22 protein-coding genes and 1 pseudogene are annotated in these 26,111 nt (G+C 74.5%); 9 read left to right on the top strand and 14 right to left on the bottom strand.

Features of this window, described 5'->3' with window-relative positions:
• The first annotated feature begins 456 nt into the window (after window positions 1-456).
• The 3 genes from ACE1OC_RS02595 to ACE1OC_RS02585 all read left to right on the top strand — a co-directional run bounded on the left by ACE1OC_RS02595 (window position 457) and on the right by ACE1OC_RS02585 (window position 3,293).
• Window positions 457-1,716 (top strand): cytochrome P450, encoded by a 1,260-nt coding sequence (locus ACE1OC_RS02595; protein ID WP_407835591.1) that lies wholly within the window; start codon window positions 457-459, stop codon window positions 1,714-1,716.
• Between the two features lie 138 nt (window positions 1,717-1,854).
• Window positions 1,855-3,012 carry a hypothetical protein gene (locus ACE1OC_RS02590; protein ID WP_407835590.1) on the top strand — a complete coding sequence of 386 codons (1,158 nt, stop codon included), beginning with the start codon at window positions 1,855-1,857 and terminating at the stop codon, window positions 3,010-3,012.
• Window positions 3,009-3,293, top strand: coding sequence for a hypothetical protein (locus ACE1OC_RS02585; RefSeq protein WP_407835589.1), 285 nt, complete (start codon window positions 3,009-3,011; stop codon window positions 3,291-3,293). Before ACE1OC_RS02590 ends, ACE1OC_RS02585 begins: the two co-directional genes overlap by 4 nt.
• A 47-nt stretch (window positions 3,294-3,340) precedes the next feature.
• Here the strand turns inward: ACE1OC_RS02585 and ACE1OC_RS02580 are convergent, their stop codons facing one another.
• Window positions 3,341-4,738, bottom strand: a complete 1,398-nt coding sequence (locus ACE1OC_RS02580) for a gluconate:H+ symporter (RefSeq protein WP_407835588.1) — start codon at window positions 4,736-4,738, stop codon at window positions 3,341-3,343.
• 84 nt (window positions 4,739-4,822) lie between these two features.
• Window positions 4,823-5,338, bottom strand: coding sequence for a gluconokinase (locus ACE1OC_RS02575; protein WP_407835587.1), 516 nt, complete (start codon window positions 5,336-5,338; stop codon window positions 4,823-4,825).
• Window positions 5,339-5,489: 151 nt separating this feature from the next.
• On the opposite strand from ACE1OC_RS02575, the gene ACE1OC_RS02570 reads away from it, so the two are divergent.
• Complete coding sequence (locus tag ACE1OC_RS02570) at window positions 5,490-6,218, top strand: FadR/GntR family transcriptional regulator (protein WP_407835586.1); 729 nt, start codon at window positions 5,490-5,492, stop codon at window positions 6,216-6,218.
• A 59-nt stretch (window positions 6,219-6,277) separates the two neighbouring features.
• Here the strand turns inward: ACE1OC_RS02570 and ACE1OC_RS02565 are convergent, their stop codons facing one another.
• Window positions 6,278-7,141: a helix-turn-helix transcriptional regulator gene (locus ACE1OC_RS02565; RefSeq protein ID WP_407835585.1), complete on the bottom strand. Its 864-nt coding sequence runs from the start codon at window positions 7,139-7,141 to the stop codon at window positions 6,278-6,280.
• 137 nt (window positions 7,142-7,278) lie between these two features.
• Here ACE1OC_RS02565 and ACE1OC_RS02560 point away from each other — a divergent pair, with 137 nt between their 5' ends.
• The 3 genes from ACE1OC_RS02560 to ACE1OC_RS02550 all read left to right on the top strand — a co-directional run bounded on the left by ACE1OC_RS02560 (window position 7,279) and on the right by ACE1OC_RS02550 (window position 11,955).
• Window positions 7,279-8,055, top strand: coding sequence for an NAD(P)H-dependent oxidoreductase (locus ACE1OC_RS02560; protein WP_407835584.1), 777 nt, complete (start codon window positions 7,279-7,281; stop codon window positions 8,053-8,055).
• Window positions 8,056-8,984: 929 nt separating this feature from the next.
• Complete coding sequence (locus tag ACE1OC_RS02555; protein WP_407835583.1) at window positions 8,985-9,668, top strand: hypothetical protein; 684 nt, start codon at window positions 8,985-8,987, stop codon at window positions 9,666-9,668.
• Window positions 9,669-9,744: 76 nt separating this feature from the next.
• Entirely contained in the window at window positions 9,745-11,955 is a 2,211-nt protein-coding gene (locus ACE1OC_RS02550; RefSeq protein WP_407835582.1) for an ATP-binding protein, read from the top strand.
• 23 nt (window positions 11,956-11,978) lie between these two features.
• Here the strand turns inward: ACE1OC_RS02550 and ACE1OC_RS02545 are convergent, their stop codons facing one another.
• From ACE1OC_RS02545 to ACE1OC_RS02530, 4 genes are all read right to left on the bottom strand, one after another.
• Window positions 11,979-13,004 carry a phytase gene (locus ACE1OC_RS02545; RefSeq protein ID WP_407835581.1) on the bottom strand — a complete coding sequence of 342 codons (1,026 nt, stop codon included), beginning with the start codon at window positions 13,002-13,004 and terminating at the stop codon, window positions 11,979-11,981.
• A 119-nt stretch (window positions 13,005-13,123) separates the two neighbouring features.
• Window positions 13,124-13,516 (bottom strand): VOC family protein, encoded by a 393-nt coding sequence (locus ACE1OC_RS02540; protein WP_407835580.1) that lies wholly within the window; start codon window positions 13,514-13,516, stop codon window positions 13,124-13,126.
• A gap of 65 nt (window positions 13,517-13,581) precedes the next feature.
• A complete protein-coding gene (locus ACE1OC_RS02535; protein WP_407835579.1) occupies window positions 13,582-15,510 on the bottom strand; it encodes an ABC transporter ATP-binding protein in 1,929 nt (642 codons plus the stop codon).
• 105 nt (window positions 15,511-15,615) lie between these two features.
• Entirely contained in the window at window positions 15,616-15,999 is a 384-nt protein-coding gene (locus tag ACE1OC_RS02530; RefSeq protein WP_407835578.1) for a VOC family protein, read from the bottom strand.
• Between ACE1OC_RS02530 and ACE1OC_RS02525 the strand changes: the two are divergent.
• Window positions 15,998-17,227: pseudogene (locus tag ACE1OC_RS02525) on the top strand (AMP-binding protein); the annotation flags it as partial. The gene ACE1OC_RS02530 and the pseudogene ACE1OC_RS02525 overlap by 2 nt on opposite strands.
• 923 nt (window positions 17,228-18,150) lie before the next feature.
• Here the strand turns inward: ACE1OC_RS02525 and ACE1OC_RS02520 are convergent.
• Both ACE1OC_RS02520 and ACE1OC_RS02515 read right to left on the bottom strand, forming a co-directional pair.
• A complete protein-coding gene (locus ACE1OC_RS02520; protein WP_407835577.1) occupies window positions 18,151-19,833 on the bottom strand; it encodes a hypothetical protein in 1,683 nt (560 codons plus the stop codon).
• On the bottom strand, window positions 19,767-20,135 hold the full coding sequence (locus tag ACE1OC_RS02515; RefSeq protein WP_407835576.1) for a hypothetical protein: 369 nt from the start codon (window positions 20,133-20,135) through the stop codon (window positions 19,767-19,769). Before ACE1OC_RS02515 ends, ACE1OC_RS02520 begins: the two co-directional genes overlap by 67 nt.
• Window positions 20,136-20,252: 117 nt before the next feature.
• Here ACE1OC_RS02515 and ACE1OC_RS02510 point away from each other — a divergent pair, with 117 nt between their 5' ends.
• Window positions 20,253-20,675, top strand: a complete 423-nt coding sequence (locus tag ACE1OC_RS02510) for a DUF350 domain-containing protein (protein WP_250741629.1) — start codon at window positions 20,253-20,255, stop codon at window positions 20,673-20,675.
• 95 nt (window positions 20,676-20,770) lie between these two features.
• Here ACE1OC_RS02510 and ACE1OC_RS02505 read toward each other — a convergent pair whose 3' ends face one another.
• The 5 genes from ACE1OC_RS02505 to ACE1OC_RS02485 form a co-directional block, all read right to left on the bottom strand.
• The gene (locus ACE1OC_RS02505) at window positions 20,771-22,072 is read right to left on the bottom strand and encodes an acyltransferase family protein (protein ID WP_407835575.1); all 1,302 of its coding nucleotides are present in this window, start codon (window positions 22,070-22,072) and stop codon (window positions 20,771-20,773) included.
• Window positions 22,069-23,112 carry an alpha/beta hydrolase gene (locus ACE1OC_RS02500; RefSeq protein WP_407835574.1) on the bottom strand — a complete coding sequence of 348 codons (1,044 nt, stop codon included), beginning with the start codon at window positions 23,110-23,112 and terminating at the stop codon, window positions 22,069-22,071. The genes ACE1OC_RS02505 and ACE1OC_RS02500 overlap by 4 nt, the downstream gene beginning before the upstream one ends.
• A gap of 139 nt (window positions 23,113-23,251) precedes the next feature.
• Window positions 23,252-23,932 carry a response regulator gene (locus ACE1OC_RS02495; protein ID WP_250741626.1) on the bottom strand — a complete coding sequence of 227 codons (681 nt, stop codon included), beginning with the start codon at window positions 23,930-23,932 and terminating at the stop codon, window positions 23,252-23,254.
• On the bottom strand, window positions 23,929-25,362 hold the full coding sequence (locus tag ACE1OC_RS02490; protein ID WP_407835573.1) for a sensor histidine kinase: 1,434 nt from the start codon (window positions 25,360-25,362) through the stop codon (window positions 23,929-23,931). Before ACE1OC_RS02490 ends, ACE1OC_RS02495 begins: the two co-directional genes overlap by 4 nt.
• The gene (locus tag ACE1OC_RS02485; RefSeq protein WP_407835572.1) at window positions 25,359-26,066 is read right to left on the bottom strand and encodes a MerR family transcriptional regulator; all 708 of its coding nucleotides are present in this window, start codon (window positions 26,064-26,066) and stop codon (window positions 25,359-25,361) included. The genes ACE1OC_RS02490 and ACE1OC_RS02485 overlap by 4 nt, the downstream gene beginning before the upstream one ends.
• Window positions 26,067-26,111: the final 45 nt, after the last annotated feature.

Here is a 26,111-nt window from a genome sequence, read left to right as displayed (position 1 = left end):
GGCCCTCGACTCCGGACGGCGGATCCTGGTGCGCTGCCATTCCGGCTACAACCGCTCCGGCCTGGTCGTCGCCCAGTGCCTCGTGGAGGGCGGGCCGGCGCCGGCCCGCCGCCATCGGCCTCGTCCGCCTCGGACGCTCCCCCTGGGCCCTGTCCAACGAGACCTTCACGGACTACCTCGCCGCCGGCCCGGAGGTCGCCGCACTGCTCGTCGACCTGGACCCCGGTTCCCGCCCGGATCCCGAACCGGGCGCGCCGTCCCGCCCGTAGCCCGCCCGTGGGCCTCGCGTACCCCCCTCGTGGTCCTCGGAGCGCGGAGCCGGGACGGTCGACGTACGGTGAGCGCGAGATCACAGAACGTCGACTCCAGGCTGCGCGGAGGTACACCAATGCGTACGGCTCACGAGACCGCCCGCGATGCGCGCACGCCACCGGCCCCGGCCGCGGAGGCACGCGGATGACGGCGCGGGCGGGGCGCGGCGAGATCGCCCGGTTCGCCGCCGCCCACACCCTGCCCGCACTGGTACGGGGCTTCGTGAGCGCCCGCCCCCGTACGGCCCGCGGGCACGCGGGGCCGGATCGGCCGCGCTGGTCCGCCGCCACCCTGCGGGCGCTGCGCGACCGGCACGGCGGGGCGCCCGTTCTCGTGCGCGGGCTGACCGGCACCGTCCTGCTCATCCTCGATCCGCAGGACATCCGGCAGTTCTACGCCGAACCCGTCGGCTCCCTCGGCCGGGCCGCCGCCGGCACGGACGGCTGCGCCCACGCCGGGCTCCGGGACGAGCGGCGGGCGGTCGACGACTCCGTGCTCGCCGCGGGGCTGACCGTGCACCCCTCGTGCGGGGCGTTCCTCTCGGTCCTCACCGACGAGGCGCGGCGCCTGACGGCCGGCGGCTCCCTCGAACTCGCCCGCGTCCGGCACTCCGTGGCCCGCGCGGCCCGGCGCATCGTCCTCGGCGACGCGGCCGCCGAGGACGCGGAACTCGGCCGCCGGCTCGGGCGCTTCCACGAGAAGGCCGGCGCGCGCATCGCCGCGTACGCCGACCTCGCGGAGCCGCACACCCTCATCGGGCGGGCCCGCCGCCACGCGGAGCCCTTCCGCGGGCCGGCCGGCCCGGACCGGGCCGGTCCCGACCCGGTCGGGCAGGTCCGCCAGTGGCTGGCGGCCTTCGACCTCGTCCCCGGCGTCCTGCTGCGCACCCTGCTGCTCCTCGGCGCGCATCCGGCCGAACAGGACGCCGTCGCCGCCGAGGCCCGGGCCGCCGGATGGGCGCAGGGTGCCGCCCAGGGGGCGCTGCCCCGGCTGCGGGCCTGCGTCCGGGAATCGCTGCGCCTCTACCCGGCCGTGCCCGACCTGATACGGATCACCCGGGCCGAGACCGAATGGCGGGGCGTCCGGCATCCCGCCGGGACCTGCGTGGTCCTGCCCGTGCTGTTCCACCAGCGCGACCCCGAACACGTGCCCGCCGCGCACGTCTTCGTGCCCGGCCGGTGGGCCTCGCGCGAAGCCGACCGGGACGTCCGGATGGCCCCGTTCAGCCATGCCGGCGGACGCTGCCCCGGTGAACAGCTCGGGCTGCTGGTCACCGCGGCGCTCTGCGCGGAGGTGCTGCGCGGACACCGGGTCCGGCCCGTCCGGCCCCTGCTCGACCCCCTCGGCCCGCTCCCCGCGGCCCTGGATCCGCAGGGCATCCGCCTGCGCCTGACCCGCCGCTGACCGCACCACCGGCCCTGCCCGCACCACCGGCCCTGCCCGCACCCCGGCGGCGCAACGGATCCGGCCCGCTCGCCGTCTTGCCGACTTGTTCGTCCCGCCCCGTCCTGACCGACGTTCATCCGACCCGACGAGGAATCCATGTCCGACGCCGCGACCCCCGGGACCTCCGCGACCTCCGCGCCCACCGACCCGGACGCCGACCAACTGGCCGCCCTGTGCCGGGAGCTGGCCGAGGCGGCCGACGCCGTCGGCGAAGCCGCCCGCTACGCCTCCCGGCTCGCCCTCGGCTCCCGGCTCCCGGTCACCGCGCTGGGTCTCGGCAGCCGCCGCCGCGCGGCCTGGCGTACGCTGCTGCGCGCCCTCACCGACCCGGACGGACTCGGCTGGGCCGCCCAGGGACGGGGCGTGGCGCGGGCCGGGTGGCTCGCGGGGGTCTTCACCGGCCGGGAGAGCCTCGCCGTCAGCCTCGCGGTGTGCGGCCTCAAGGGCCGGATCCGGGCCGAGAGCACCCGTAACCCGGCGAGGTCGGCGGACCCGGCCGTCGCCGAGGTGTTCCTCGCGGTGGAGGAGGACCGGCAGGCGGACGCCGCCCGGGCGTTCCGCGAGCTCGTGCGCCGACGTGGCGAGGGGCCCGCCTTCGCGCTGCTGAACCCCTCCTTCGCCGACATCCTGGCCTGGAACGCGCTGACCGACGACAACCCGTTCAACGACCACGCCGGCTGGCAGGTCGCCACCGGCAGGGCCGTGGCCGCCGAGCCGCTCCTCGGGATCGGCGCCGCCCTGCGGGCGTTCTTCGACCGGGGACCCGCCTGCTCCGAACCGGGGAGCCGCCTCCTCACCGAACTGGACACCACCGGCACCCCGGCCGGGTACCGGGGCAACGCCGACCGGATCGGCGGATCCCCGGGCGCGGTCCTGCTCCAGCAGGTCGTCGGACCGGACGGGGTCGAGCGGTGCGTGCTCCAACTCGCGGGACCACCACCGGAGTCAGGCCGCGCGGATGCCCCGTACGAGGAGCCGGCCGCGCACGTCCGGGACGTGGCCGCGACCGTACGCCGCCTCGTGCCGTCCGGGACCGAACTCGCCCTGCTGGGCCACGGTCCGGGCGCCCGGACGGCCGGACGGCTCGCCGGGAGCCGGGAGTTCACCACCGTGTACCGGGTCACCTGGGTGGGCTCCGGCCCCGAGCCGGGTCCGGCGGCGGCCCTCGCCGCCTTCGGGGGCCGGGTCACCGGAAGCCACCTCGTACGGCTGCCCGGCCACCCCGACGTCTACGTTCCGGGGCGGCCCCAGTGACGGACACCGCCGGGCCCGCGCCCCGGTCCGAGACCCGTCCGGCCCCGGCCGAGGGCCTGCGCGCCCACTCGGCCGCCCTGCGTTCGCACGCCGAGCGGTTGCGCCGCGCCGCCGGAGACCTGCGCTGGCAGGGGCCGGGAGGCGACGCCTTCCGAGCCGAGGTGGAGTCCCTGGCCGAGCGCTGCGCCACCGCGGCGGGCGGCTTCGACCTGGCGGCGGCCCAACTGGCCTGCCCCGGGTCCCGGGAGGGGGCGCGGGGCAGGCGCCGGAGGACCGGCTGACCGGCTGACCGGAGGGCCGGCTGACCCGGCGGGAGGTCAGCGGGAGGTCAGAGGATCAGTGACAGCAGCAGGACGAAGCCCAGGCCGACCACCGAGATGATGGTCTCCATCACCGACCAGGTCTTGAGGGTCTGGCCGACCGTCATGCCGAAGTACTCCTTCACGAGCCAGAACCCGGCGTCGTTGACGTGGCTGAAGAACAGCGACCCGGCTCCGATGGCGAGCACCAGCAGGGCGGTCTCCGTGGAGGACATGCCCGCCGCCAGCGGGGCCACCAGGCCGGCTGCCGAGATGGTGGCGACCGTGGCCGAGCCCGTCGCCAGGCGGATGGCCACCGCGATGAGCCAGGCCAGCAGGAGGGTGGGTATCGCCCAGTTCTCGGACAGGTCCATGATCATCTGCCCGACGCCCACGTCGATCAGCGTCGCCTTGAAACCGCCGCCCGCGCCCACGATCAGCAGGATGCCCGCGATCGGGGCCAGCGACTTCTCCACCGTCACGGACAGCCGCGCCTTGGTGAAACCGGCCGCCCGGCCGAGGGTGAACATGCCCACGAGCACCGCCGCGAGCAGTGCGATCAGGGGTGAGCCCGCCACGTCGGTGACCCGCTGGACCGCGTTGGCCGGGTCGTTGACCACGATGTCGACCAGGGCCTTCATCAGCATCAGGACCACGGGCAGCAGCACGGTGAAGACCGTCGCCGCGAAGCGAGGGCGGTGCTCCAGCTCCGCCGAGGGCCGCTGCGGGACCATGTGCTCGGGCGCCGGGATGTCCACCCACCGGGCCGCGTACCGGGAGAACAGCGGACCCGCGATGACGACGGTCGGGAGCGCAACGAGCACGCCGAGCGCGAGGGTGAGGCCGAGGTTGGCGTGGAGGGCGTCGATGGCGACCAGCGGCCCGGGGTGCGGCGGGATCAGCCCGTGCATCACCGACAGGCCGGCCAGCGCGGGGATGCCGATCCGCATGAGCGAGTAGTTGCCCCGCTTGGCCACCAGCAGGACCACCGGGATCAGCAGCACGATGCCGACCTCGAAGAAGAGCGGGAGGCCGATCACCGAGGCGATCAGCACCATCGCCCACGGCATGGCCCGGCCCTTGGCGCGGGCCAGGATGGTGTCCACGATCTCGTCCGCGCCGCCCGAGTCGGCGAGCAGCTTCCCGAGGATGGCGCCGAGCGCGATGAGCACGCCGACGCCCGCGACGGTGGAGCCGAGCCCGGCCGTGAAGCTCGAGACGGTCTTGGCCAGGGGAGCGCCGGCGAACACCCCGAGGGCGAGCGAGCCGAGCGTCAGCGCCAGGAAGGCGTGCAGCTTGAGGCGGGTGATGAGCAGGACGATGACGGCGATGCCCGCGAGGACGGCTATCCCCAGCTGGGTGTTGCCGGCCGAGGTGATCGGCTCGGTGGCGGCCGCTGCCAGAGTCTCGACGCTGAGACTGGTCACGGTGACGGTTCCTTCGTTCTTGCGTGCGGGGCAGGGGGCAAGGTGCAGGGGGCGGAGCAGGGGCCGGGGTGGGGGCCCGTGCGGTTACGCGGCCGGGGCCGGGAGGCGGCGCAGCGCGGCCAGGGCCCGTGCGGTGATGTCCTCCGGGGCTCCGGACACGTCGACGAGGACGCCCAGTTCGTCGCCTTGGAGCGGCTCCAGGGCGGCGAACTGCGAATCCAGCAGCGTGGTGGGCATGAAATGCCCCTTGCGCGCGGCCATGCGCTCCTCGATCAGCGGCCGGTCGCCGGTGAGGTGGACGAAGACGGTGTCCGGCGCGACGGCCCGGAGCCGGTCCCGGTAGGCCCGCTTGAGGGAGGAGGCGGAGACGACTCCGCCGCCGACACCGGCCCGGTTGCGCATCCACTCGCCGATCGAGTCCAGCCAGGGCCGGCGGTCCAGGTCGTCCAGGGGGATGCCGGCGGACATCTTGGCGACGTTGGCCGCCGGGTGGAAGGCGTCGCCCTCCGCGTAGGGGAGGGCGAGCGCGTCGGCGAGCAGCCGGCCCACGGTCGTCTTTCCCGTCCCGGCCACGCCCATCACCACAATGACGCGCGTCATCGCGCACCTCGTTTTCGTTGTTCTTGTCCTCGTTGACATCGGCCCGCAAGGCCTGAGCACCACTGAAACGCATTACGTAGTACTTATTCAAGGGTTGCCCGGTAAAACGTCACATCTTTTGTCCCTCTGGGCGTCACCGTACGCTTACGCCATGACCACTGAAGGGCCGGGCGGACCGGACGGGCCGGGCGGCCAAGGGCTCCACTCCCACGTACTGGACACACTCGGCCTGGCGATCACGGCGGGGGAGCACCCACCCGGCAGCGTGCTGCGCACCGACGAGATCGCCGAACGCTTCGGCGCCTCGCGGACCGTGGTCCGCGAGGTGGTCCGCGTACTGGAATCGATGCAGCTGGTCGAGTCCCGCCGCCGGGTCGGCGTCACCGTCCGCCCCACCGAGGAGTGGAACGTCTACGACCCGCGCGTCATCCGCTGGCGCCTCGCCGGAGCGGACCGCCCACGGCAGCTGCGCTCCCTCACCGTGCTGCGCTCGGCCATCGAACCGGTCGCGGCCGGCCTCGCGGCGGTCCGGGCCACCCCGGAGCAGTGCGCCGATCTCACCGAGGCGGCCCTGGGCATGGTCAGCACCTCACGCGGCCACCAGCTCGACGGGTACCTCCACCACGACATCGCCTTCCACCGGATCGTGCTCAACGCCTCCGGCAACGAGATGTTCGCGCGGCTCGGCGATGTCGTCGCCGAGGTCCTGACCGGGCGCACCCGGCACGCGGTGATGTTCCACGACCCCGACCCGGCGGCCGTCACCCTGCACGTGCGGGTGGCCGAGGCCGTACGGGAGGGGGACGCGGCCGCCGCGGAGGCGCTGACGCGGCAGATCGCGGTGGGCGCGCTGGAGGAACTGGACGTGCTGGCACCGTAGGACGCCGGTCCGGGTCGGCGGGCAGGCGGGCGGGCCCGGCAAGATCCGAAAGAGACGGCCTAGTCGCGCACCCGGGCGGTCGCCTGCGGATGCGCGCCGGAGCCGCCCGCGCCGCCGGTGCCGTCCGCTCCCAGGCCCGCGAGCAGGCGCAACCCGTCCTCGGCGGGGCTGCCGGGGGCCGCGGACAGCACCAGCAGCTCCATGCCCGATTCGCCCGGCAACGCGAAGTTCTCCTGGTGCAGTTCGAGCAGCCCGACCAGCGGGTGCCGGTACGTCTTGCGTCCGTGGGTGCGGGCGCGCACGTCCGCGCGGGCCCACAGCCGGCGGAAGCGCTCGCTGCCCATGGCCAGTTCGCCGATCAGCGAGGCCAGGCCGGGGTCGTCGGGGTACTGGCCGGCGGCCAGGCGCAGGTGCCCGACCACGTCGAGGGTGCAGTGCTCCCACTCCGCGTAGAGGCCGCGCTCGCCTTCCTCCAGGAAGAGGTTCCGGGCGATGTTCAAGCCCGGCAACGGCCGACCGAAGAGGAGCCCGGCGAGGCCGTTCCCGGCGAGCACGTTCAGGCGGTGGTCCATGATCAGCGCGGGTGCACCGGCGACGAGGTCGAGGACGCGCAGCACTTCCGGGCGGATCCTCCCGCCCGGCGCCTTCGCGCGGCGGCGCTGCCGCGCGAGCCGGTAGAGGTGCTCCCGCTCGGTCTCGTCGAGGCCGAGGACGCGGGCGAGCGCGTCGAGGACCTGCTCGGAGGGCTGGGTCGCGCGGCCCTGCTCCAGGCGCACGTAGTAGTCGACGCTGACACCCGACAGGTGAGCGACCTCTTCGCGGCGCAGGCCTTCGACCCGGCGGCGGCTGTCGGTGGGTATGCCGACGGCCGCCGGGTCGACCCGTGCGCGCCGGGTCCGCAGGAAGCCCGCAAGATCGTCCATGGGCCCAGTATGGCCGCGGCGGCGCCCGCGAGGGTGGCCCTGCCGGTACCAGGAAGTCCGGTCCGACGGAAGGCGCGCCCCTGAACAGCGGGCGCCGCGGAGCCCAGGATCAAGGCATCCGATCCCGAGGAGTTCCCGTGAAGACGCTGATCGTCTACGCCCACCCCGAGCCGAAGTCGCTCAACAGCTCGCTGAAGGACCTGGCGGTGTCCACGCTGGAGGGCGCCGGGCACGAGGTGCGGGTGAGCGATCTGTACGCCATGAACTGGAAGGCCGTCGTGGACGCCGAGGACTACGGCCCGCACGCGTCGAGCCCGCTGAAGGTCGCCCTGGACTCGGGCCGGGCCTTCGACGCCGGGGCGCTCACCCCGGACGTACTCGCCGAGCAGGAGAACCTGCTGTGGGCCGACACGATCATCTTCCAGTTCCCGTTGTGGTGGTACTCGATGCCCGCGATCCTCAAGGGCTGGGTGGACCGGGTGTTCACCTACCGCTTCGCGTACGGAGTCGGCGAGCACAGTGACACCAAGTACGGGGAGCGCTTCGGCGAAGGCACCCTCGCGGGCCGCAGGGCCCTGCTGTCGGTGACCGCCGGCGGCCCGGAGTCGCACTACGCGGCGCGCGGGATCAACGGCCCCATCGACGACCTGCTGTTCCCGATCCACCACGGGATCCTCTACTACCCCGGCGTCGAGCCGCTGCCGCCGTTCGTGCTGTACGGCACCGACCGGATGAGCGGCGAGGACTACGCGGACGTGGCCAAGGCGTGGGTGGAACGCCTGCTCACCCTGGAGTCGACCGAGCCCATCGCCTTCCGGCGGCAGAACTTCGGCGACTACGAGATCCCCTCGCTGCACCTGAAGGAGGGACTGGAGCCCGCGGGCCGCGGGGGCTTCGGGCTGCACGTGCGGTGACCGCTGGCCGCGGGGTGGACTGGGCGGGCCTGCCGGCCGGCCGGGCAGGGCTGCGGTGCGGGTGCCCCCGCCGTCCGGCGTACGGGTACCGCGTGTCGTTGGACCAACTCGTTGACACTGCGGCGGCATGAGCGTTTTTGATCTTCGTCGGACCCCCTTCCGGGAGATGCTCCCCCTCGCTTCGGCCGGAGCAGACGACCATTTCCGTGCGGCGAAGGGGTACTCGCATGTCTTCCACAGCAAGAACCGGACGAAGGGCCCGGCTGGCCGGCGGCCTGGTACTGCCGGTGGCGGTGGCACTGGGCGGTTTCACGGTCCCGGCGGTGGCCTCCGGGGGTGGTGCGGTGGCCTCCGGCGGTGGTGCGGTGTCGGCCTCCCGGGGTGGTGCGGTGGCCTCCGGCGGTGGTGCGGTGTCGGCCTCCGGGGGTGGTGCGGTGGCCTCCGGCGGTGGTGCGGACCCGGCGGAGGGTGCGGTGAGGGCTCCGCAGTCGCTGCGGGCCGTCGGTGCCCCGGGGTCGGGCCCCGGCGGGCCCGACGCCAACTGTGCGCGGCCGCGCGCCGAGGCGGTACCCGAGGGCGGCCACCCGTGCCCGGCTCCGGCCGGGGCGCAAGGTCCACGCGGGCCGAAGGGCGCGAAGGGCGAGAAGGGCGGCTCCGGACCCAAGGGCGATGCGGGCCCGCCGGGTCCCAGGGGCGAGCCCGGTGGGAAGGGGAGCACGGGTGCCAAGGGGGATGCCGGGCCTCCCGGGCTCAAGGGGGAGCCGGGTGGGAAGGGGGGCACGGGTGCCAAGGGGGATGCCGGGCCTCCCGGGCTCAAGGGGGAGCCGGGTGGGAAGGGGGGCACGGGTGCCAAGGGGGATGCCGGGCCTCCCGGGCTCAAGGGGGAGCCGGGTGGGAAGGGGAGCACGGGCGCCAAGGGGGATGCCGGAATGCCGGGGGAACGGGGGGAGCCGGGCGAGAAGGGGGTTGCCGGGCCCAAGGGGGAACGGGGGGCCGTCGGGCGCAAGGGGGATCCGGGTTCCGAGGGGGACGTCGGGCGGACCGGAGACGTCGGGGCGGCCGGGCCCCAAGGGCAGCAGGGGCCCGCGGGTCCGGCCGGGCCGGCGGGCACGCAAGGGCTGCCCGGGCTTCCCGGCACCGCGGGCCCGCAGGGGTTCGCGGGACCGCCCCGGCGGCAGGGCGCCCCGGGCCCGACCGGCGCCACCGGGCCGCTCGGCCCGCTGGGCCCGGCGGGGCCGCAGGGGGTGCCCGGCCCGTTCGGGCCCTGCGCCTCGGTGGACAACCAGATGCCCAACAACTCCGAGGAGTTCGCGCTCGTCCTCAAGGACGGCAAGACCTACCTCGGCCGCCGCACCCGCGATATGGCGGGCCAGTGGGGCGACTTCAGCTGGACCGACCTCACCGTGGCACCGGTCACGGGCTACCCCGCCGACGTCTGCACGGTGGCCCTGGCCATCAACGGCAACGACGTGAAGGTCAAGGCCATCACCAAGACGGGCACGCTTTACCACACCCACTGCGGGACCAACGGGCGTTCCGTCACCTGCGACGCACCCTGGGCGCCCGTGCATCCACAGCCCGGAACGGTCCCGCTCCCGCCTCCGGCGCCCTGACCCGGGACCCCGCCCCGGAGTGACCGTCCCGGAGTGACCGCCTTCAGGCACCCGTCCCGTACGCCACACTGGGCGGGTGCTGGGACATGGCGACGGGTACGAGGCCGCGGGCTCCGCCTCCTTCGTGGGGCGGACCGGTGAACTTGCCCTACTCGAACGGGCTTTGCGTGCGGACCGGCTGATCACCCTGACCGGGCCGGGCGGCGTCGGCAAGACCTGCCTGGCCCGCCGCGCGGCCGGCCTCGCGGGGGCGGCGGGCGCGGCCGGAGGCACCGGCGTGAAGGAGCCCGCCGACGCGGCCGGCCCCGCCGGTCCGACGGACGCGGCCGCAACCCCCGACGCCGCCACACCCTCGGGCCCCTTCCCCGACGGGGTCCACTGGGCCGATCTCTCCCCGCTGCCCGACGAGCGGCTGCTCGTGGCCACCGTGGCCGACGCGTTGGACCTCGCCGACCACACCGCCCGCACCCCGACCGCAGCGGTGCGGCAATGGATCGGCGGGCGCCGGCTGCTCCTCGTACTGGACTGCTGCGAGCATCTGGTGAGCGCCGTACGGAGCCTCGTACGGGAGCTGCTCGACGCGGCCCCGCACCTCGTCCTGCTCGTCACCAGCAGGCAGCCGCTCGGGCTCGCGGAGGAACGGGTCCTGGACATCGGCCCGTTGCCGCACGCCATCGACCCGTTCGGCGCCGAGGAGGCCCTCGCCCTGTTCACCCGGCGGGCCGCCGCTGCCGCGCCCGGGCAGGCGCCGCCCTGGACCGAGGCCCGGCTCGCGGCCGCCCGCTCCGTGTGCGCCCGTCTCGAAGGGATCCCCCTCGCGCTGGAACTGGCCGCCGCGCAGTTGACCGACCACACCATCGAGGAGCTGGCCGTACGGCTGGCCCGCAGGATCGGCCCGCTGTCCGCACCCGGCCCCGCACCCGCATGCGGACCCGCCCCCGTCGCGCCGCCGCGCCACCGCGCGCTGCGCACCGCCATCGGCTGGAGCCACGAGTGGTGCGCACCGCACGAACGGCTGCTGTGGCTGCGGCTGTCCGTGTTCGGGGGAGCCTTCGACCTGGCGGCCGCCCGCGCCGTCTGCTCCGCCGACCCGCTCACGGAGACGGACGTCCCCCCGCTGCTCGACGCCCTGGTCGCCAAGTCCGTCGTACGCCGGGGCGCGGATGGCTCGTACCGGATGCTGGACACGATCCGGGAGTACGGGGCCATGTGGCGCGACGAGGCGGGAGAGCGCGAGGCGCTGCGGGAGGCGCACGCCGGGTACTTCGCCGAGCTCGTGCGCACCGCCGAACGGGACTGGCTCGGCCCCGCCCAGCGGATCGGGTACCGGCGCGTCGAGGCGGTGCACGGAGACCTGTGCGCGGCCCTCGACCACTACCTGGCCACCGCTCCGGAGCGGGCCCTGGACCTGGCCGCCCGGGCCGGCTTCTACTGGGCCTGCTGCGGCCACCTGCACGCCGCGCGCGGCTACCTGGAGCGGGCGCTGGCCGCCGCACAGCCCGAGGAGGTGGCCCCGCGGATCCGGGTGCGCGCCCTGTGGGCCCTCGGGGTGACCCTGCTCCTCCAGGGCGAGCAGGAGCAGGCCCACCGGATCGCCGTCGGCTGCGAGGCCCTGGCCGCGGGGCTCGACGAGGGCCCAGAGGGGGATGCGCGCCCGGCGCTGGACGCCGCGTACCTGCTGGGCCTGAGCCACCTGCTGGCCGGGCGGCCGCTGGCCGCGCGGATCATCTCGGACAACGCCCTGGAGGCCTTCCCCGGTACGCCCTTCGACTCGGGGCCCCGGATCCGCTGCCACCTCGTACGGGTCTTCGCGCTCACCGGCACGGGCTTGTTCGCCGACGCCCGGGACGAGGCGGAACTGCTGCGCGCCGGCTGCGCCGAGCGGGGCGAACACTGGACCCGCGCCTACGCCGACTACCAACTGGCCCTGATCTGCCTCTTCGAGGGCCGCCCCGCCGAGTCCGCCGTCCACGCCCACGCCATGCTGGAGAGCAAGCGCGAGCTGGGCGACAGCTTCGGGACGGCCCTGGGCCTCGACCTGCTCGCCGCGGCCCGCGCGGCGACCGGAGACGGGGCCGGCGCGGCGCGCGCGTACGGCACCGGCCACGCCTACTGGCAGGCGGTCGGCCACCCGCAGCGCGGCACCCCCGAACTGGCCTCCGTACGCGAGGAGTTCGAGCGCACGGCGCGCGGAGCGCTCGGCGACCAGGCGTACGAGGCGGCCTTCCGCGAGGGCCTCCGGCACGGCCACCTCCTGCGCATCCGGCCCCGCCCGTACGAGGGTTGAGCCCGGCCGCCCACGGCTCCGGGTCAGGCGAAGTTCGCCGTGATGCGCTGGAGCGGGACGAGCTTGAAGTTCTGGTTGCCGCTCGTGCCCGGGGCGCCGTTGGAGCCGTCCTGACAGATGAAGACGCCTTGGGGGAAGGCCGGGCCGAGGTTGGCGGCCGAGGCGTCGATGCCGTCGGTGTCCTCGCAGTCGTCGGCCGCGGTGCCGCCCACGACGGAGAAGCGGCCCAGGTAGGCGTGCGTGGTGCGGTCGTAGACGGTGAAGTCGTTGCTGCCCTGGGAGGAGACGTAGATCCGGTTGCCGGCGGCGGTGATGCCCTCGGTGTCGGCGGTGATGTGGCCGGCGGATCCGGTGGAGTCGAGCTTCGTGCGGGTGGTTCCGGCGGTGGGCTCGGCGCCGTAGATCCAGACGCCGACGTCCTCCTCGCCGAGGTAGAGCTTGCCGGTGGTGTCGTCGGCGTAGCAGCCCTCGACGGCGGAGCCCGCGTCCCACAGGCGCACGGAGGTCGCGGTCACCGAGTCGCCGCTGACCGCGACCTCCCACTGCTCGACGCGCCCGGAGGTGGAGTTGGGGAAGGCGTACAGCTTCCCGGAGGCCGGGGAGGTGTAGAGGCAGATGCCGTGGGCGGTGACCTCGGTGGGCACGTCCTTCAGCCGCTTGAGCTGCCGCGTCGCGGGGTCGATGCGGTAGATGTGCATCGCGCCGTTGCCGCCGGAGGCCTCGTCGTCGGCGGTGACGACGATGTTGCCGCGCAGGTCGACGTTGTTGCCGTAGTCGCCGCTGATCCGCTGGATCCGGGCACCGGTCATGTCGTAGACCTCCAGCGCGCCCTTCTTGTCGGTGCCCACGACGACGGACTTGGCGGGGTCCGTGGGGTGGACCCAGATCGCCGGGTCGTCGGCGGCGTCGCCGCTGTGCGAGACGGGGGCGGTCTCCACCGTCGCGGTGACGGAGAAGGAGGCCGCCTGCGCGGGCGCGGCCGGGATGGCCAGGGCGGCCAGGACGGCGGCGGGGAGCACTGCTCGACGGGCGGAGACGGTGAAGGACACCGGATTCCCTTCAGGTCGGGGAGCGGACAGAGGGAGGCTAGGCAGGCCGGGGAAGCCCGGCGTGAACGGCACCTGAACCGGGGACGGCGAAACCCGGACCGCACACGCAGCCGGACCCCCTAGTCCGTCTCTTCCGGATCTTGCCGGGCCCGCGGGGTGGTCTGCTGGACCGCCCAGCCGTTGCCGTCGGGGTCGGAGAAGTAGACGAAGGAGCCCCAGGGCATGTCCTCGATCTCCGTCACCTCGATGCCCCGGCCCTTGAGGTCGGCGAAGGCCTCCTCGATGTCCGCGACCACGACCTGCATGTTGTCCAGCGAACCCGGTGTCATCCGGGTCAGGCCCTTGCCGATGGCGATCGAACAGGCCGAGCCCGGCGGGGTGAGCTGGACGAAGCGGATCTCCTCGCTGACCGTGATGTCGTGGTCGGCGTGGAAGCCGATGCGTTCGTAGAAGGCCTTGGCCCGGTCGATGTCGGTGACCGGTACGGCGACCAGTTCCAGCTTGATGTCCATCGGCTTCTCCTGACTCCGGTGTCTCGGTGTTTCCGGGGGGCCGGGTGTGGCCGCCCCGTGGGCCATCATCCGCCGGAGACCGCCGCCGCGCCGCCCGGGACGGCCTGCGCCGCCGGCGTGTCCCCGTCCGGCCCGGCCGCCGCGAACTGGGTCCGGTACAGCTCCTCGTACCGTCCGCCCACCGCCAGCAGCTCGGCGTGGGTGCCGCGTTCCACGATCCGGCCGTCCTCCACCACCAGGATCAGGTCGGCCGCCTGCACCGTCGACAGCCGGTGCGCGATCACCACGGCGGTCCGGCCCGACAGGGCCTCGGCCAGGGCCTCTTGGACGGCCGCCTCCGAGGTGGAGTCCAGATGGGCGGTGGCCTCGTCCAGGATCACCACTCGCTGGCCGGCCAGCAGCAGCCGGGCGATGGTCAGCCGCTGGCGCTCCCCGCCCGAGAGCCGGTAGCCGCGCTCGCCGACGACCGTGTCCAGCCCGTCCGGCAGCGAGGCCACGAGCCCGTCGAGACGGGACCGGCGCAGGGCCTCCCAGATCTCGTCCTCCCCCGCCTCCGGGCGGGCCAGCAGCAGGTTGGCCCGTACCGACTCGTGGAAGAGGTGGCCGTCCTGCGTGACCATGCCCAGCGTCTCGCGGATGGAGTCCGCCGTGAGGTCCCGTACGTCGACCCCGCCGAGGCGGACCGCGCCCGCGTCGGTGTCGTACAGCCGGGGCAGCAACTGCGCGATGGTCGACTTGCCGGCGCCCGAGGAGCCGACCAGGGCGATCATCTGCCCGGGCTCGGCACGGAAGGAGACCTCGTGCAGCACCTCGGTGCCGCCCCGCGCGTCGAGGGTCGCGACCTCCTCCAGGGAGGCGAGGGAGACCTTGTCGGGGGAGGGGTAGCCGAAGGAGACCTTGTCGAACTCGACCGCCACCGGCCCCTCGGGCACCCGGCGGGCATCCGGCTTCTGGGAGATCAGCGGCTTCAGGTCGAGGATCTCGAAGACCCGCTCGAAGCTGACCATCGCGCTCATCACCTCCACCCGCGCCCCGGCGAGCGCGGTCAGCGGCGCGTACAGCCTGGTCAGGAGCAGGGCGAGGGCTACCACCGAGCCCGCGTCCAGGGTGCCGGCCAGCGCGTAGTGGCCGCCGAGCCCGTACACGAGCGCCAGGGCCAGCGCGGAGACCAGGGTGAGGGCGGTGATGAAGGCCGACTGGGCCATCGCCGTCCGGATCCCGATGTCACGCACCCGGGCGGCGCGCGCCGCGAACTCCGCCGACTCCTCGTCGGGCCGCCCGAACAGCTTGACGAGCGTGGCGCCCGGAGCCGAGAAGCGCTCGGTCATCTGCGTGCCCATCGAGGCGTTGAGCGCCGAGGCCTCCCGCTGCAGGGCCGCCATCCGCACGCCCATCCGGCGGGCGGGCAGCACGAACACCGGCAGGAGCACGAGGGCCAGCAGGGTGATCTGCCAGGAGATGCCCAGCATCACGGTCAGGGTCAGCAGCAGCGTCACGGTATTGGACACCACCCCCGACAGGGTGTTGCTGAACGCCCGCTGCGCACCGATCACGTCGTTGTTGAGCCGGCTGACCAGCGCCCCGGTGCGGGTCCGGGTGAAGAACGCCACCGGCATCCGTTGCACGTGGTCGAAGACCGCCGTCCGCAGATCCAGGATCAGCCCCTCACCGAGGGTCGACGACAGCCGGCGCAGGACCAGCCCCAGCCCCGCCTCCGCGACCGCGATCAGCGCGATGAGCAGGGCGAGGCGGGTGACCGTACCGCTTTCGCGGCCCTCGACGATCGCGGTGACCACGCGGCTCGCGAGCACCGGGGTGGCCACCGCGAGCAGCGCGGTGACCACGCTGAGCAGCAGGAAGAACGTCAGCCCGCGCCGGTGCGGGCGGGCGAAGGCGGCGATCCTGCGCAGCCCGGCCCGCGAGAGCGGCCGCCGGTCTTGCTGGGCGTTGATCGCGCTGTGGAGCGAGGTCCAGGCGGTGACTTCCATATCCATGACCCGAACCGTAGGACCTCAACCAAACTTGAGGTCAAGGGGGAGGTGGCCATGGGGTGACCAGGAAGCCTGTTCGACGGGTCAGTGGCCTGGTCGGCCGACCGGTCAGTCGAGGCAGAAGATGTTCTCCTCGGGATCGGCCATCACGATGATCCCTTCGTTCTCCTCGTCGGATTCCAGGCGGTACAGCCGCTTCGCGCCCAGCTCCTCCAGCCTGGCGGCCTCCACCTCCAGCACGGCCATCCGCTCGTCCCCCTTCAGACCGGGAGCCGAACGCACGTCCAGGTGCAGGCGGTTCTTCGCCTCCGTCCTGGCCTCCGGGACCCTCTGGAAGTAGAGCCGCGGCCCCTTGCCGTCCGGATCCGAGATGGCCGCCCAGTCGGCGGAGCCCCCCGTCGGCTGGACGCGATAGCCCAGCGCCTGAGCCCAGAACTCCGCCTGCGCGCCCGGATCGGCGCAGTCGTACGTCACCTGGATTTCCTTGGCCATGTGGCCTCCGACCATTCGAAACCTGTCCACCGGTACCAGTCGGCACCAGCGCAGGACGATAGTGGATCAACCGTCGCTCGTACGAGGGATTTTCGCAGGCCTCGTCCGTGTCGGTGCCCGGTGCCAGAATCGGCCCATGACGCAGGGATCAGAGCCCTTCACGCACTCCGGCCGGCACGCCGGCGACACCGTTCTCTCCCGCTTCGAACGCTGGGTGCGCGACACCCCGGGAGCCCGGGCCGTGGCCGCGGGCAGCGAGAGCCTCACCTACGGACAACTCGACGCACGCGCCAACCAGTCGGCCCGCCACCTGCTCGACTGCGGACTGCCCGAACGGGCCGTCGTCGCCGTGTGCTCCGTCCCGCGGGCCGAGCTCGTCGTCCTCCTCCTCGGCATCCTCAAGGCCGGCGCCGCCTACACCGTCATCGACGTCGAGAACCCGCGCACCGGGCAGCGCCAGCTCGCCGCCGCCCGCCCCTTCGCCCTGCTCGCCGACGCCGCGGACCAGGCCCGCCTCGACGACGGCGGCGACCTGCGGGTGATCCACACCGGCGGGCAGTACGCGGTCGCCACCGCCGGGCTGTCCACCGACCCGCCGGACCGGGCACCGCGGGGGGACACGGCCGCCGTGCTGTTCACCGGGGGTACGGACCGGCGGGCCGTCCCGCTCTCCCACGAACTGTTACTCGCCGCCCACCAAGGGTGGGCCCGCGTTGCGGGGCCGGTGCCCGAAGACCGGCACCTGATCACCGCCGCCCCGGACCTCACCGGCTTCGCCGCGGGATGGACGCGGGCCCTGTGCGAGGGCGGCGCCCTCGTCCTGCCCGAAGGCCCGCGCTGGACCCCGGAGTCGCTGCGCCGCGCCGTCGACGCCGAGCGGGTCACCGTCCTGCACACCGACCCGGGCGCCGCCACCCAGCTCCTCGTACGCGACCGGGAAGCCTCCCTGTCACGGACCCTGCACCGCCCCGACGAGGGGCTGCGGTCCCTGCGCATGGTCACGGTCGCCGGGGATCGCCTCTACCTCGACGAGCAGGCCGCCCTGCTCGCCCGGCTGCGGCCCGGCGCCCGGCTGCTCAACGTCTACGGGCCCACCGAAGCGGCGGGCGTCGGCGCCCGCTTCGAACTTCCGCAGCTCGCAGCCCCCTTGGACGGGGCCGAGGAGCTCTCGCTGATCGGAACGGCCTTCCCCGGCTGCCGACTGGACGTACGGGACGGGGAGATCCACCTCACCGTGCCCGGCGGCGGCGAACCGATCCCGACCGGGGACCTCGGAGTGCTGCGCCCCGACGGACTGCTGGCGTTCCGCGGCCGGATCCGCGACCGGCTCACGGTGGACGGCAAGGCCCTCGACCCGCATCCCGTCGAGTCCGCGATCCGCAGCCACGAAGCGGTCGGCTCCGCACTCCTGGCCGAGGTCAAGGGCGCCGGTACGGGCGTGAACGCGCGGCCGGTGCTCGTCGCTTTCCTTGCCCCGGCCCCGGACGACGACGCCTGGCCCCCGGGCTCCGACCTCCCCGACAGCGGGGAGCTCCGGCGCCACCTGGCGGGCAGGCTCCCGGGGGCCATGATGCCGGGCGCCGTGTTCCGGCTGCGCAGGATCCCCCGGGACAGGGCCGGCCGCGAGCAGCGCGGCGCGGTCCCGCTGCCGCCGGGACGGACCGGTGACGAGCACGGCGGGGCTGATCGCAGCGCAGGCGGGAGCAAGTACGGCGGCAAGTACGCCGGAGGGGACTCGGGGCCCAATGTCGCCGGATGGGCCGGCCTCGTCTTCTTCATCGCGGTCGGGCTGGTCCTGGTGGCGGGATTCACCATGATCCTGACCTTGATCTTCTGGCCCGGTTCCACGAACCTCGTCGGCGTTCCGAACCCGTACGCGACGCTCTTCTTCTTCCTCTACCTGTGCGAATGCTGGGCGTTCGCGGCCGGTGTGTGGTTCCTGTTCGCCGGCCGGTCCCGGATGCGCCGCCGCGGGCGCCGCGGCCACCGCATCACCGCGGCCGCCCATCTGGCGATCGTCTACCTGCTGGCCGCCTGGTGGCCCCAGGACAACTTCTACCGTCTCGCGGCCAAACAGGACTGGCCCCAGCAGGCCGCGCTCGTCTACGCCTTCAACATCCCGCTGATGATCTGCGCCGGGATCGTGGCGGTCTACGTCTCCCGTCCGCCGCTCAGCGTCTTCGACGAGGACCTGGACCCGGCGTCGGTGGCGGCATCGGTTCCGGCGCAGGCGTCGGGATCGGGCTCGGCGTCCGCCCGGGACGGAGCCCGGGCCACGGATCCGGCCGGCTGAGCCCCGTCGGCCTGCGCGAACATCGCCCCGACGGCCAGCGCCTCCGCCCGCACCACCCGCTCGGCCGCGTCCAGCAGTTCCCTGCCGGTCGCGGCCACCAGGGCGCCCATCCAGGGCGCCGGTTCGAAGGCTCCGGTGGGGATGGCGGGGAGGAACACCGCGCCCATCGCGGCGCACCGGCGGGACAGCCGCTCGCACAGTTCACCGAAGGCCGCCTCCGGCAGCCGGGCTCCCAGCTCCACCCGGTCGGCGATCCGTACGAAGTGCCCCGCGCCCCGCAGTTCGTCGAGCCGGGCCGCCACCACGAAGGCGACGGACGGCCCGGTCAGGCGCAGGTTCGTCTCCGTCGGGGCGAGCCGGCCCGCGCCGTCGGCGACGAAGTCCACGTCGAACCAGCCCCGGTAGCCCGCCGCCGACAGCTCCGTGCCCACCGCCCGGCCGAAGGCCAGCAGGGGTTCCTCCGCCCATCCGGGGACCACCCCCGGCCCCACCGTGGCCCCGCGGTACCCGCCGTCCGCCACGTCCATCACCGCCCCGCCGACCTCGTGGACCCGGCCCCCCGCGTCCACGAACCCGTCGTACGTGAGGTCGCGCGGCTCGGCCGGATCCGCCGGACCGCGTACGTACTCCTCCACCAGCAGCGGCCCGCGCGGCAGCGCCCGGACCGCCGCCCGGGCCCCGCCCGCCGCACGGACCCGCTCGGGGGTCAGCACCGTGGTGCCCGAGCCGCCGACTCCGTGCTCCGATTTGAGAACGGTGCTCTCGCCCGCCCTGGTCCGGGACGCCAGCAGCCGGACCGCGGCCCACCGGGTGTCCGCCCGCCACTGCGCGGGCAGCGTGATCGCGGGGTGCCCGCCCTCCGCGAGGATCCGCCCGAACAGCCCGTGCGCCGCCGACTTCGACTCGTACCGCAGCTCGTCCGGCCGCCAGGGCCGCCGCGCCAGCCGCGCGAAGGGGGCGGTCAGCCCCCACGGTACGAGGGGCGCCCCGGTCCCGGTCAGCCGCGCGGCCAGCGCCGGCCGGGCCCGTACGGCCTGCGACAGACCCGGATCCCGCTCGGCGAGCCCGTCGTACACCTCCACCCCGGCGGGCCAGTCCAGTTGGCGCCCGAGCAGGGAGATCCAGCCCGGCGGCACAGGGCGCGGCAGCACCAGCGCGGCCGGCCGCGGACTGTAGAAGGCGGCCAGGCAGGCGTAGTGGTGGGCCGCCCGCTGCTCCCGGTCCAGGGAGGCGTCCGCGAACTGCGCGTTGTACTCGGCGACATTGCCCACGTGCACGGCCGCCCCGCCGCCCGTCCAGGCCCGCGCCCAGCCGGCCAGGGGCACGGGCGCCACCTCGAACCGCACCAGCCTGCCGTCGGCGGCCGCACCGGGCTCCGGCTCGGATCCCGGTCCCGATCCCGATTCTGATTCCGAGCTTGAATCCACCGCCCCCATCGCCCGGTAGAAGCCGGCGGCGTGCGGATCGGCGTCGATCAGGAGCCGGCGGAAGCCGAGTCCGGCGGCGCGCCGCAGTACGTCCCGGTACAGGCGGCGCCCCACACCCCCGCCGATGGCGGCCGGTTCGACGAAGAGCAGCCCAGCCGCCCGATCGGCGGCTCCCCGTCCAGGGAGGCGAGCCCGAGCACGACCGCCGGGCCGTCGCCGGACCGGGAGCCGGCCGCCCCGGCCGCGCCCTCGGCGACCACGATCCGCCGCCGCACCTCGTCCCCGGCCCCGATCCGCAATTCCGGGGCGCACGCGGCGAGGAACTCCGCCCCGTACCCCCAGTGGGCCTTGGACCGCATGACCAGCCTCGTCAGCTCCGCGGCCTCCCCGGCCCGCGCGGCCCTGAGCTCTGCCATTTCCTGACCTCCCCATGGTCGGGTGCCGTGCCGTGCGATAGATTCGGCCACCGCGACGACAGGCACGCGACGACGTACTTCCTACCCCACCTACCCCACCCCGGAGACGGCTTCCCAATGAGCGACATCATCAACGGACTTGGCCGCACCACCGCATTCGGCGGCGTCGGCCTGGTGCTGCTCATCCTCGGCATCGTCCTGGTGGACGTGCTGACCCCCGGCAAGCTGCCGAAGCAGATCTGGGAAGAGCGCAACCGCAACGCCGCCGTGATGCTGTCCTCGGCGCTGCTCGGCATCGGCGGCATCGTCTTCACCTCGATCTGGACCACGTACGACAGCTTCGGCAAGGGCCTGCTCTCCACGGCCGCGTTCGGCCTCCTCGGCCTGGTCCTGATGGCCGTGGCCTTCCTGGTGCTGGACCTGGTGACCCCGGGCAAGCTCGGCGCCATCGTGGTCGACCCCGAGCCGCACCCCGCGGTGTGGGTGACGGCCTCCTGCAACCTCGCGGTCGCCGCGATCGTCGCCGCATCCATCGCCTGAGGCTTGCCGACGCGCCCCACACCGAGATCGCACGAGAGCGCCGCTCCCCGAGGGGAGCGGCGCTCTCGTTTCGTACGGGTGCTCCGGCCGCGTCCCTACGCCAACCCCAGCGCGAACACCGCGAACCCGGCCGCCAGCAGGCCCGCCACGGTCCGGCGCACCGCCGTGGCCCGCGACAGGCCCGGCGCAGGCCGCTCGAACCGGCGCGCGTACCGGGCGATGCCCACCAGCAGCGCCGCGAACACCGGCATCCACGCCAGCCGCGCCACGATCCACCCGACACTGTCCGGCGCCGTCGTCAGCCCGGCCAGCCCGCCCGCGAAGGACCCGGGCACCGCGGCCGCCAGCATCGCCGTCTGGTGCCAGCACAGGATCGTCATGGCGCACAGGTTGATCACGACCACCGGCGCCCACAGCAGCGGCCGGGCCAGCAGCCGCGCCAGCCGGTCCCGCAGCAGGATCGCGGCTCCCGACTGGGCCGCGGCCAGGGCCAGTACCAGCAGCGACGGCGGATGCGAGTTGGTCCGGGCCTCGCCCGGCACGCCGACCATCGAAGCCGGGTAGTGGAAGACCATCAGCAGGGCCGCGAACAGCACGCCCCCGCCCGCCAGCAGCAGCCACCCCCCGCGCCGGCCGATCCGGCCCTCGCCCCAGGCCACGCCGAGCTGGTACGCGAACAGCCAGCCCGGCAGGATGTTCACCAGCGCCACCCACCCGGGCACCGAGTCCGCGAAGGGCCCGTAGCGCAGGAAGTCCACCACGGCGACCGAGGCGAGCAGCGGGGCCGCCGCCCAGCCGCCGAGCCGGTGCGCGGCGCGCACGCAGTACGGGGTCAGCGCCGTGACCACCACGTACACCCCGACGAACCACAGCGGCTGGATCACCAGCTTCGCCCCGGTCCGCAGGGTGGCCTCGGGCACCCCGGCCGCGTACAGCACCGGCGCGGCCAGCGCCCACACCGCCGTGACCCCGAGCACCGGCCGCCCCAGCCGGACGATCCGGCCCTTCAGCCAGGCCCCGGCCGATCCGGTGTGCCGCCGGAAGGAGAGCGCCGAGGCGTAACCGCCGACCAGGAAGAAGACTCCGAGCATCTGCAGCACCCAACTGGCCGGGGCCAGGCCGCCGAAAGCGGAGAGGGGGCTCGCGTTGTGCAGGGCGCCGTCGGAGTCGAGGGTGAAACCTCCGAGCAGCCAGTGCCCGGTCGGCACGGCCAGCAGGGCCAGGGCCCGCAGCCCGTCGATCGCCCGGTCCCGGTGGGCGGGGGTCTTCGCGTCGATCCGGCCGGCGGCCGCCCGCACCTTGGCGAGGACGCCCGGCGTGCTTGCCGGACCGGTCTTCCGCCCGGTCTCCTGCCTGCTCTCCGGCTTGGTCTCCGGCTTGGTCTCGGGCGCGCTCATCGGCCCGCTCCCGTCGCGATCGCGGCGAAGGCCTTCAGGGACCGGGTGCCGGGGGCGAAGTAGCCGGTGTGGCCCGCCACGTCGGCGGCGTCGATCCGGCGGGCGCCGAAGGCCGCCGAGGTGGGATCGGCTCCGTGGCCGAGCCCCGCGAACTCCACGTTGGGCACGTCGGAGATCCAGTCGGAAGGCCCGCGCGCCGCCCAGACCCGGGCCTCGGTGCGCAGTCCCGCGACGCTGTCGGCCCGCATGCCGGGGGAGCCGAAGGCGACGATGTCGGTGGCGTCCGTGTGCCGGGCCGCCAGCCCGCACACCACCGAGCCGTAGCTGTGGCAGAACAGCACCGGGTCGGGTGCGCCGACCGCTTCGAGCCCCTCGGTGAACCGGGCCAGCCGGACCGCGCCCGCCTCCGCCAGCCGCCCGCGGGCCGTGTCCAGTCCCACCCCGACGGGCGTGGTGTAGCCGGTCCACGCGATGACGGCGGCCGTCTCCCCGGTCGCGGACCGCAGGGAACGGGCCATGCCCGCCGGGCCGGTGTACGCGGCCCGCGGGCGGTCGTAGGTGGTGGCGTCGTTGTCCGAGCCCGGCACGATCACCGATACGTGCGCGGACCGCTCCAGGTCCCCGAACACCTCGGCGACGGTGCCCCGTCCGCGCGGGTCGAAGGCCAGGATCTGCCGGCCGGGCGCGGCCAGGGAGGCGAAGCGCGGCTCGCCGGTCGCCCGTACGGCCAGCCGGTTGGCCTCGTACCGCAGCGGGAGCGGAGCCCCGTCCAGATTCCCCACCACGAGCGGGTGGGCCCGTACGAGGTCCCGTGCCCGGGTCGCGTCCAGCCCGGCGAAGAACCGCGCGACCTCGGCCGGCGTCGCCCGTGCCGGGTCCGGCAGCGGCCGCCCGGACACCGTGTCGGCCCGCCAGGCGGCGGTGCCCGGAAGCGGGCCGGTGACCGCCGCCTGGGCGTCCGCGGAGGCCCATCCCGCGGTGCCCGCGACGACGGTCACCGCCAGTGCGGCCGTGACCAGTGTCCTTGCGAAGCGGCGCATGCCCCTTCTCCTCTCCTCGTGACGAGGAGGAAGGTAAGAAGGAGGTGGCGAAGCGGGCGTCGCACCGTGGAGCCAAGTCGGATGTCATACCCCGGTAGGGGGTGGAGGAGACCGGTGGGCGGGACCCGTGGAGGCGGGCTCAGCCGCCGTCGCCCGGCCGCACCAGCCCCGCCTCGTAGGCGAAGATCACGGCCTGCGCCCGGTCCCGCAGGTCCAGCTTGCCCAGCACCCGCCCGATGTGCGTCTTGACCGTCTGTTCGGCCAGCACCAGATGACCGGCGATCTCCTGGTTCGACAGCCCGCGCGCGATCAGTTCCAGCACCTCGGTCTCGCGCGGGGTCAGCCCGTTCAGCCGCAGTGCGGGATTGCGGCGCGGCGCGGGCCGCCGCTCGACGAAGTCCGCGATCAGGCGCCGGGTCACCGACGGAGCCAGCAGCGCCTCGCCCGAGGCGACCACCCGTACCGCGGCGATCAGATCGGCCGGCGGGGCGTCCTTCAGCAGGAAGCCGGAGGCACCCGCGCGCAGGGCCTCGTACACGTAGTCGTCGATGTCGAAGGTGGTCAGCATCAGCACCTTCGGCCGGTGCACCACCCCCGGCGGGGGATCGAGGAGCTCGCGGGCGGCGCTGAGCCCGTCCATCTCCGGCATCCGGACGTCCATCAGCACCACGTCGGGGTGGACGGTGCGGGAGACCTGGATCCCCTGGCGTCCGTCGGGCGCCTCGCCCACCACGTCGATGTCGGCCTGCGCCGACAACAGCGCGGCGAAACCCGCCCGCACCATGGCCTGGTCGTCGACGATGATCACGCGGATGGTCAACTTGGTTCCTCGGGAGCGGTGTTGATGGGCATGCGGGCGGCGACCCGGAAGCCGCCGTCGGGCAGCGGACCGGTGTCCAGCGTCCCGCCCGTCAACCGTACGCGCTCCCGCATCCCCACCAGCCCGTGCCCGGTGCCCGAGGTCTCCAGCGCCACCACCGCGTCCCGCGCCGGGCCGTTGACCACCAGCACGAGGAGCTCCTCCTCGTCGAAGGTCACCGAGATGCGCGTCGGAGCCCCCGGCGCGTGCCGCACCACATTGGCCAGCGCCTCCTGGACGATCCGGTACGCCGACAGGTCCACGGCCGGCGGCGCCGCCCCGGCCGCACCCTTGGCCAGTGCCAACTCCACCGGCTGCCCGGCCCGTACGGTCGCCTCCACCAGCTGCTGCAACCGGCCGAGCCCGGGCTGCGGGGTACGGTCGGCGCCGTTCGCCTCGTCGCCGCGCAGCACCGTCAGCAGCCGCCGCATCTCGCCCAGCGATTCGCGCGCGCTCGACGCGATGGCGGCGAACTCCTCGCGCACCGGCTCCGCCATGCCGGGGAGCCGGTACGGCGCAGAATCCGCCTGCACCGTGATCACCGACATGTGGTGGGCCACCACGTCGTGCAACTCCCGCGCGATGCGGGCCCGTTCCTCCAGCAAGGTGCGGCGTGCCCGTTCGGCCTCGCTGATGCTCTCCTGCTCGGCGACCTTCTGGCGTGCGTCGCCGAGCCCGCGCAGTGCTCCCGTCAGCGCGAGCACGACCCCGGCCAGGACGAACAGCAGGGCGACCGTGTTGGTCACCCCGTCCGGTTGGGATGCGCTCAGCAGCGCCCCGGTCACCCCGGTCACCAGCCACACCCCGACCAGGGTCCGGATGGACTCGCGCAGCCCCAGGCAGGCCATCAGCACCAGGTAGCCGATGATCACCATCGGGGTCCAGGGCCAGGCGTGCCCGGCCACCCCGTCGGCCTGGGTCAGTACCGCGGCCCCCACCGTGTCGGCGACCAGCACCAGGCCCCACGCGGTGCGCGGGCGGGTCACGGCGAGCAGCAGCGGCAGGGTCTGGGCCACGCCCAGCGCCCCGGCCCAGCCGCCGCCCGCCTTGTAGTCGTTGGTCAGCACCGCGATCGTCACCGGCAGCAGCGTCATCACGCACACGGCGGTCACGGCGTACGGCAGCATCCGCTGCCAGGCCTCGGGCGCCTGCGCGAGCAGGGGCTCGGCCGCCCGGGCGGGCGTGCGCAAGGCCACCGCGAACTGCCCTCGCGGGGCGGGTCGGGTGGGGGCGCCGGCGGTGACGGGCGGGGACCCGGCGGCGGACCCGGGCGGGGACCCGGCAGGGGATCCGGGCGGAGACCCCTGCGGCGATCCGTCCGGGGACGGGGACCGGGATCCCGGCCGGGCTCGGAAGAGGGATCGGAATCGGGATCGGGCTCGCTCGCTCATGATCGGTCCAGCGTATGCGCCCGCGGCCCGCCCGAGCCGCGCCCGACGCCCACCACCCACCCGGTTCTCCCCGCCCCGCCCCGGCCGCCCGAGCCGGGCTCCGGCACCTGGTCCGCCTCTGGCACTGGCACGGGGTCTGCCGCCGGGTCTGGCACCGGCACCGGCACCGGCACCGGGTCCGGCTCCGTGTCGGGGTTCGGCATCGTCACCGGATCCAGCACCGGATCCAGCACCGGATCCAGCACCGGATCCAGCACCGGATCCAGCACCGGATCCAGCGCCGGGGCCGGGGCCGACCCGGTGGCCCGCTCCGGCCCCGGGTCCGGCCCCGGCCCCACCACAGGGTCGGCCGGGTCGGGGAGGCCCGCGCGTCGGGCGAGGGAGCTGCGCAAGCGGGTGAGTCGCTCGATTTCTACGTCGAGCACGGAGAGCCGGTGGCCGACGACCCCGCCGCCGGAGCCGCAGCTCGGCGGCGGGTCCGCCGCGAGGAGGTGGAGCCGGTCGGCCACGCCGCGCAGGTCCTCGACGGTGAACCCGTGGGCCAGCAGATCGCGGATGATCCAGATCCTGGCCACGTCCCCGGGCCCGTACTCCCGCTGGCCGGAGGGGCTGCGGCCCTGCGGGGAGAGCAGTCCGCGCTGCTCGTAGAACCGCAGCGCCCTGGGCGTGGTCCCCGCTGCCGCTGCCGCGTCACCGATCCGCATCCTGCCGCCCCCCCCGTGTCCCCGAACCGCCCGCTCGCGGCCCGG

The sequence above is a fragment of the Streptomyces stoeckheimensis genome, assembly GCF_045822005.1.
Taxonomy (GTDB): Bacteria; Actinomycetota; Actinomycetes; order Streptomycetales; family Streptomycetaceae; genus Streptomyces; species Streptomyces stoeckheimensis.
This window is presented reverse-complemented; position numbering and strand designations above follow the sequence as displayed.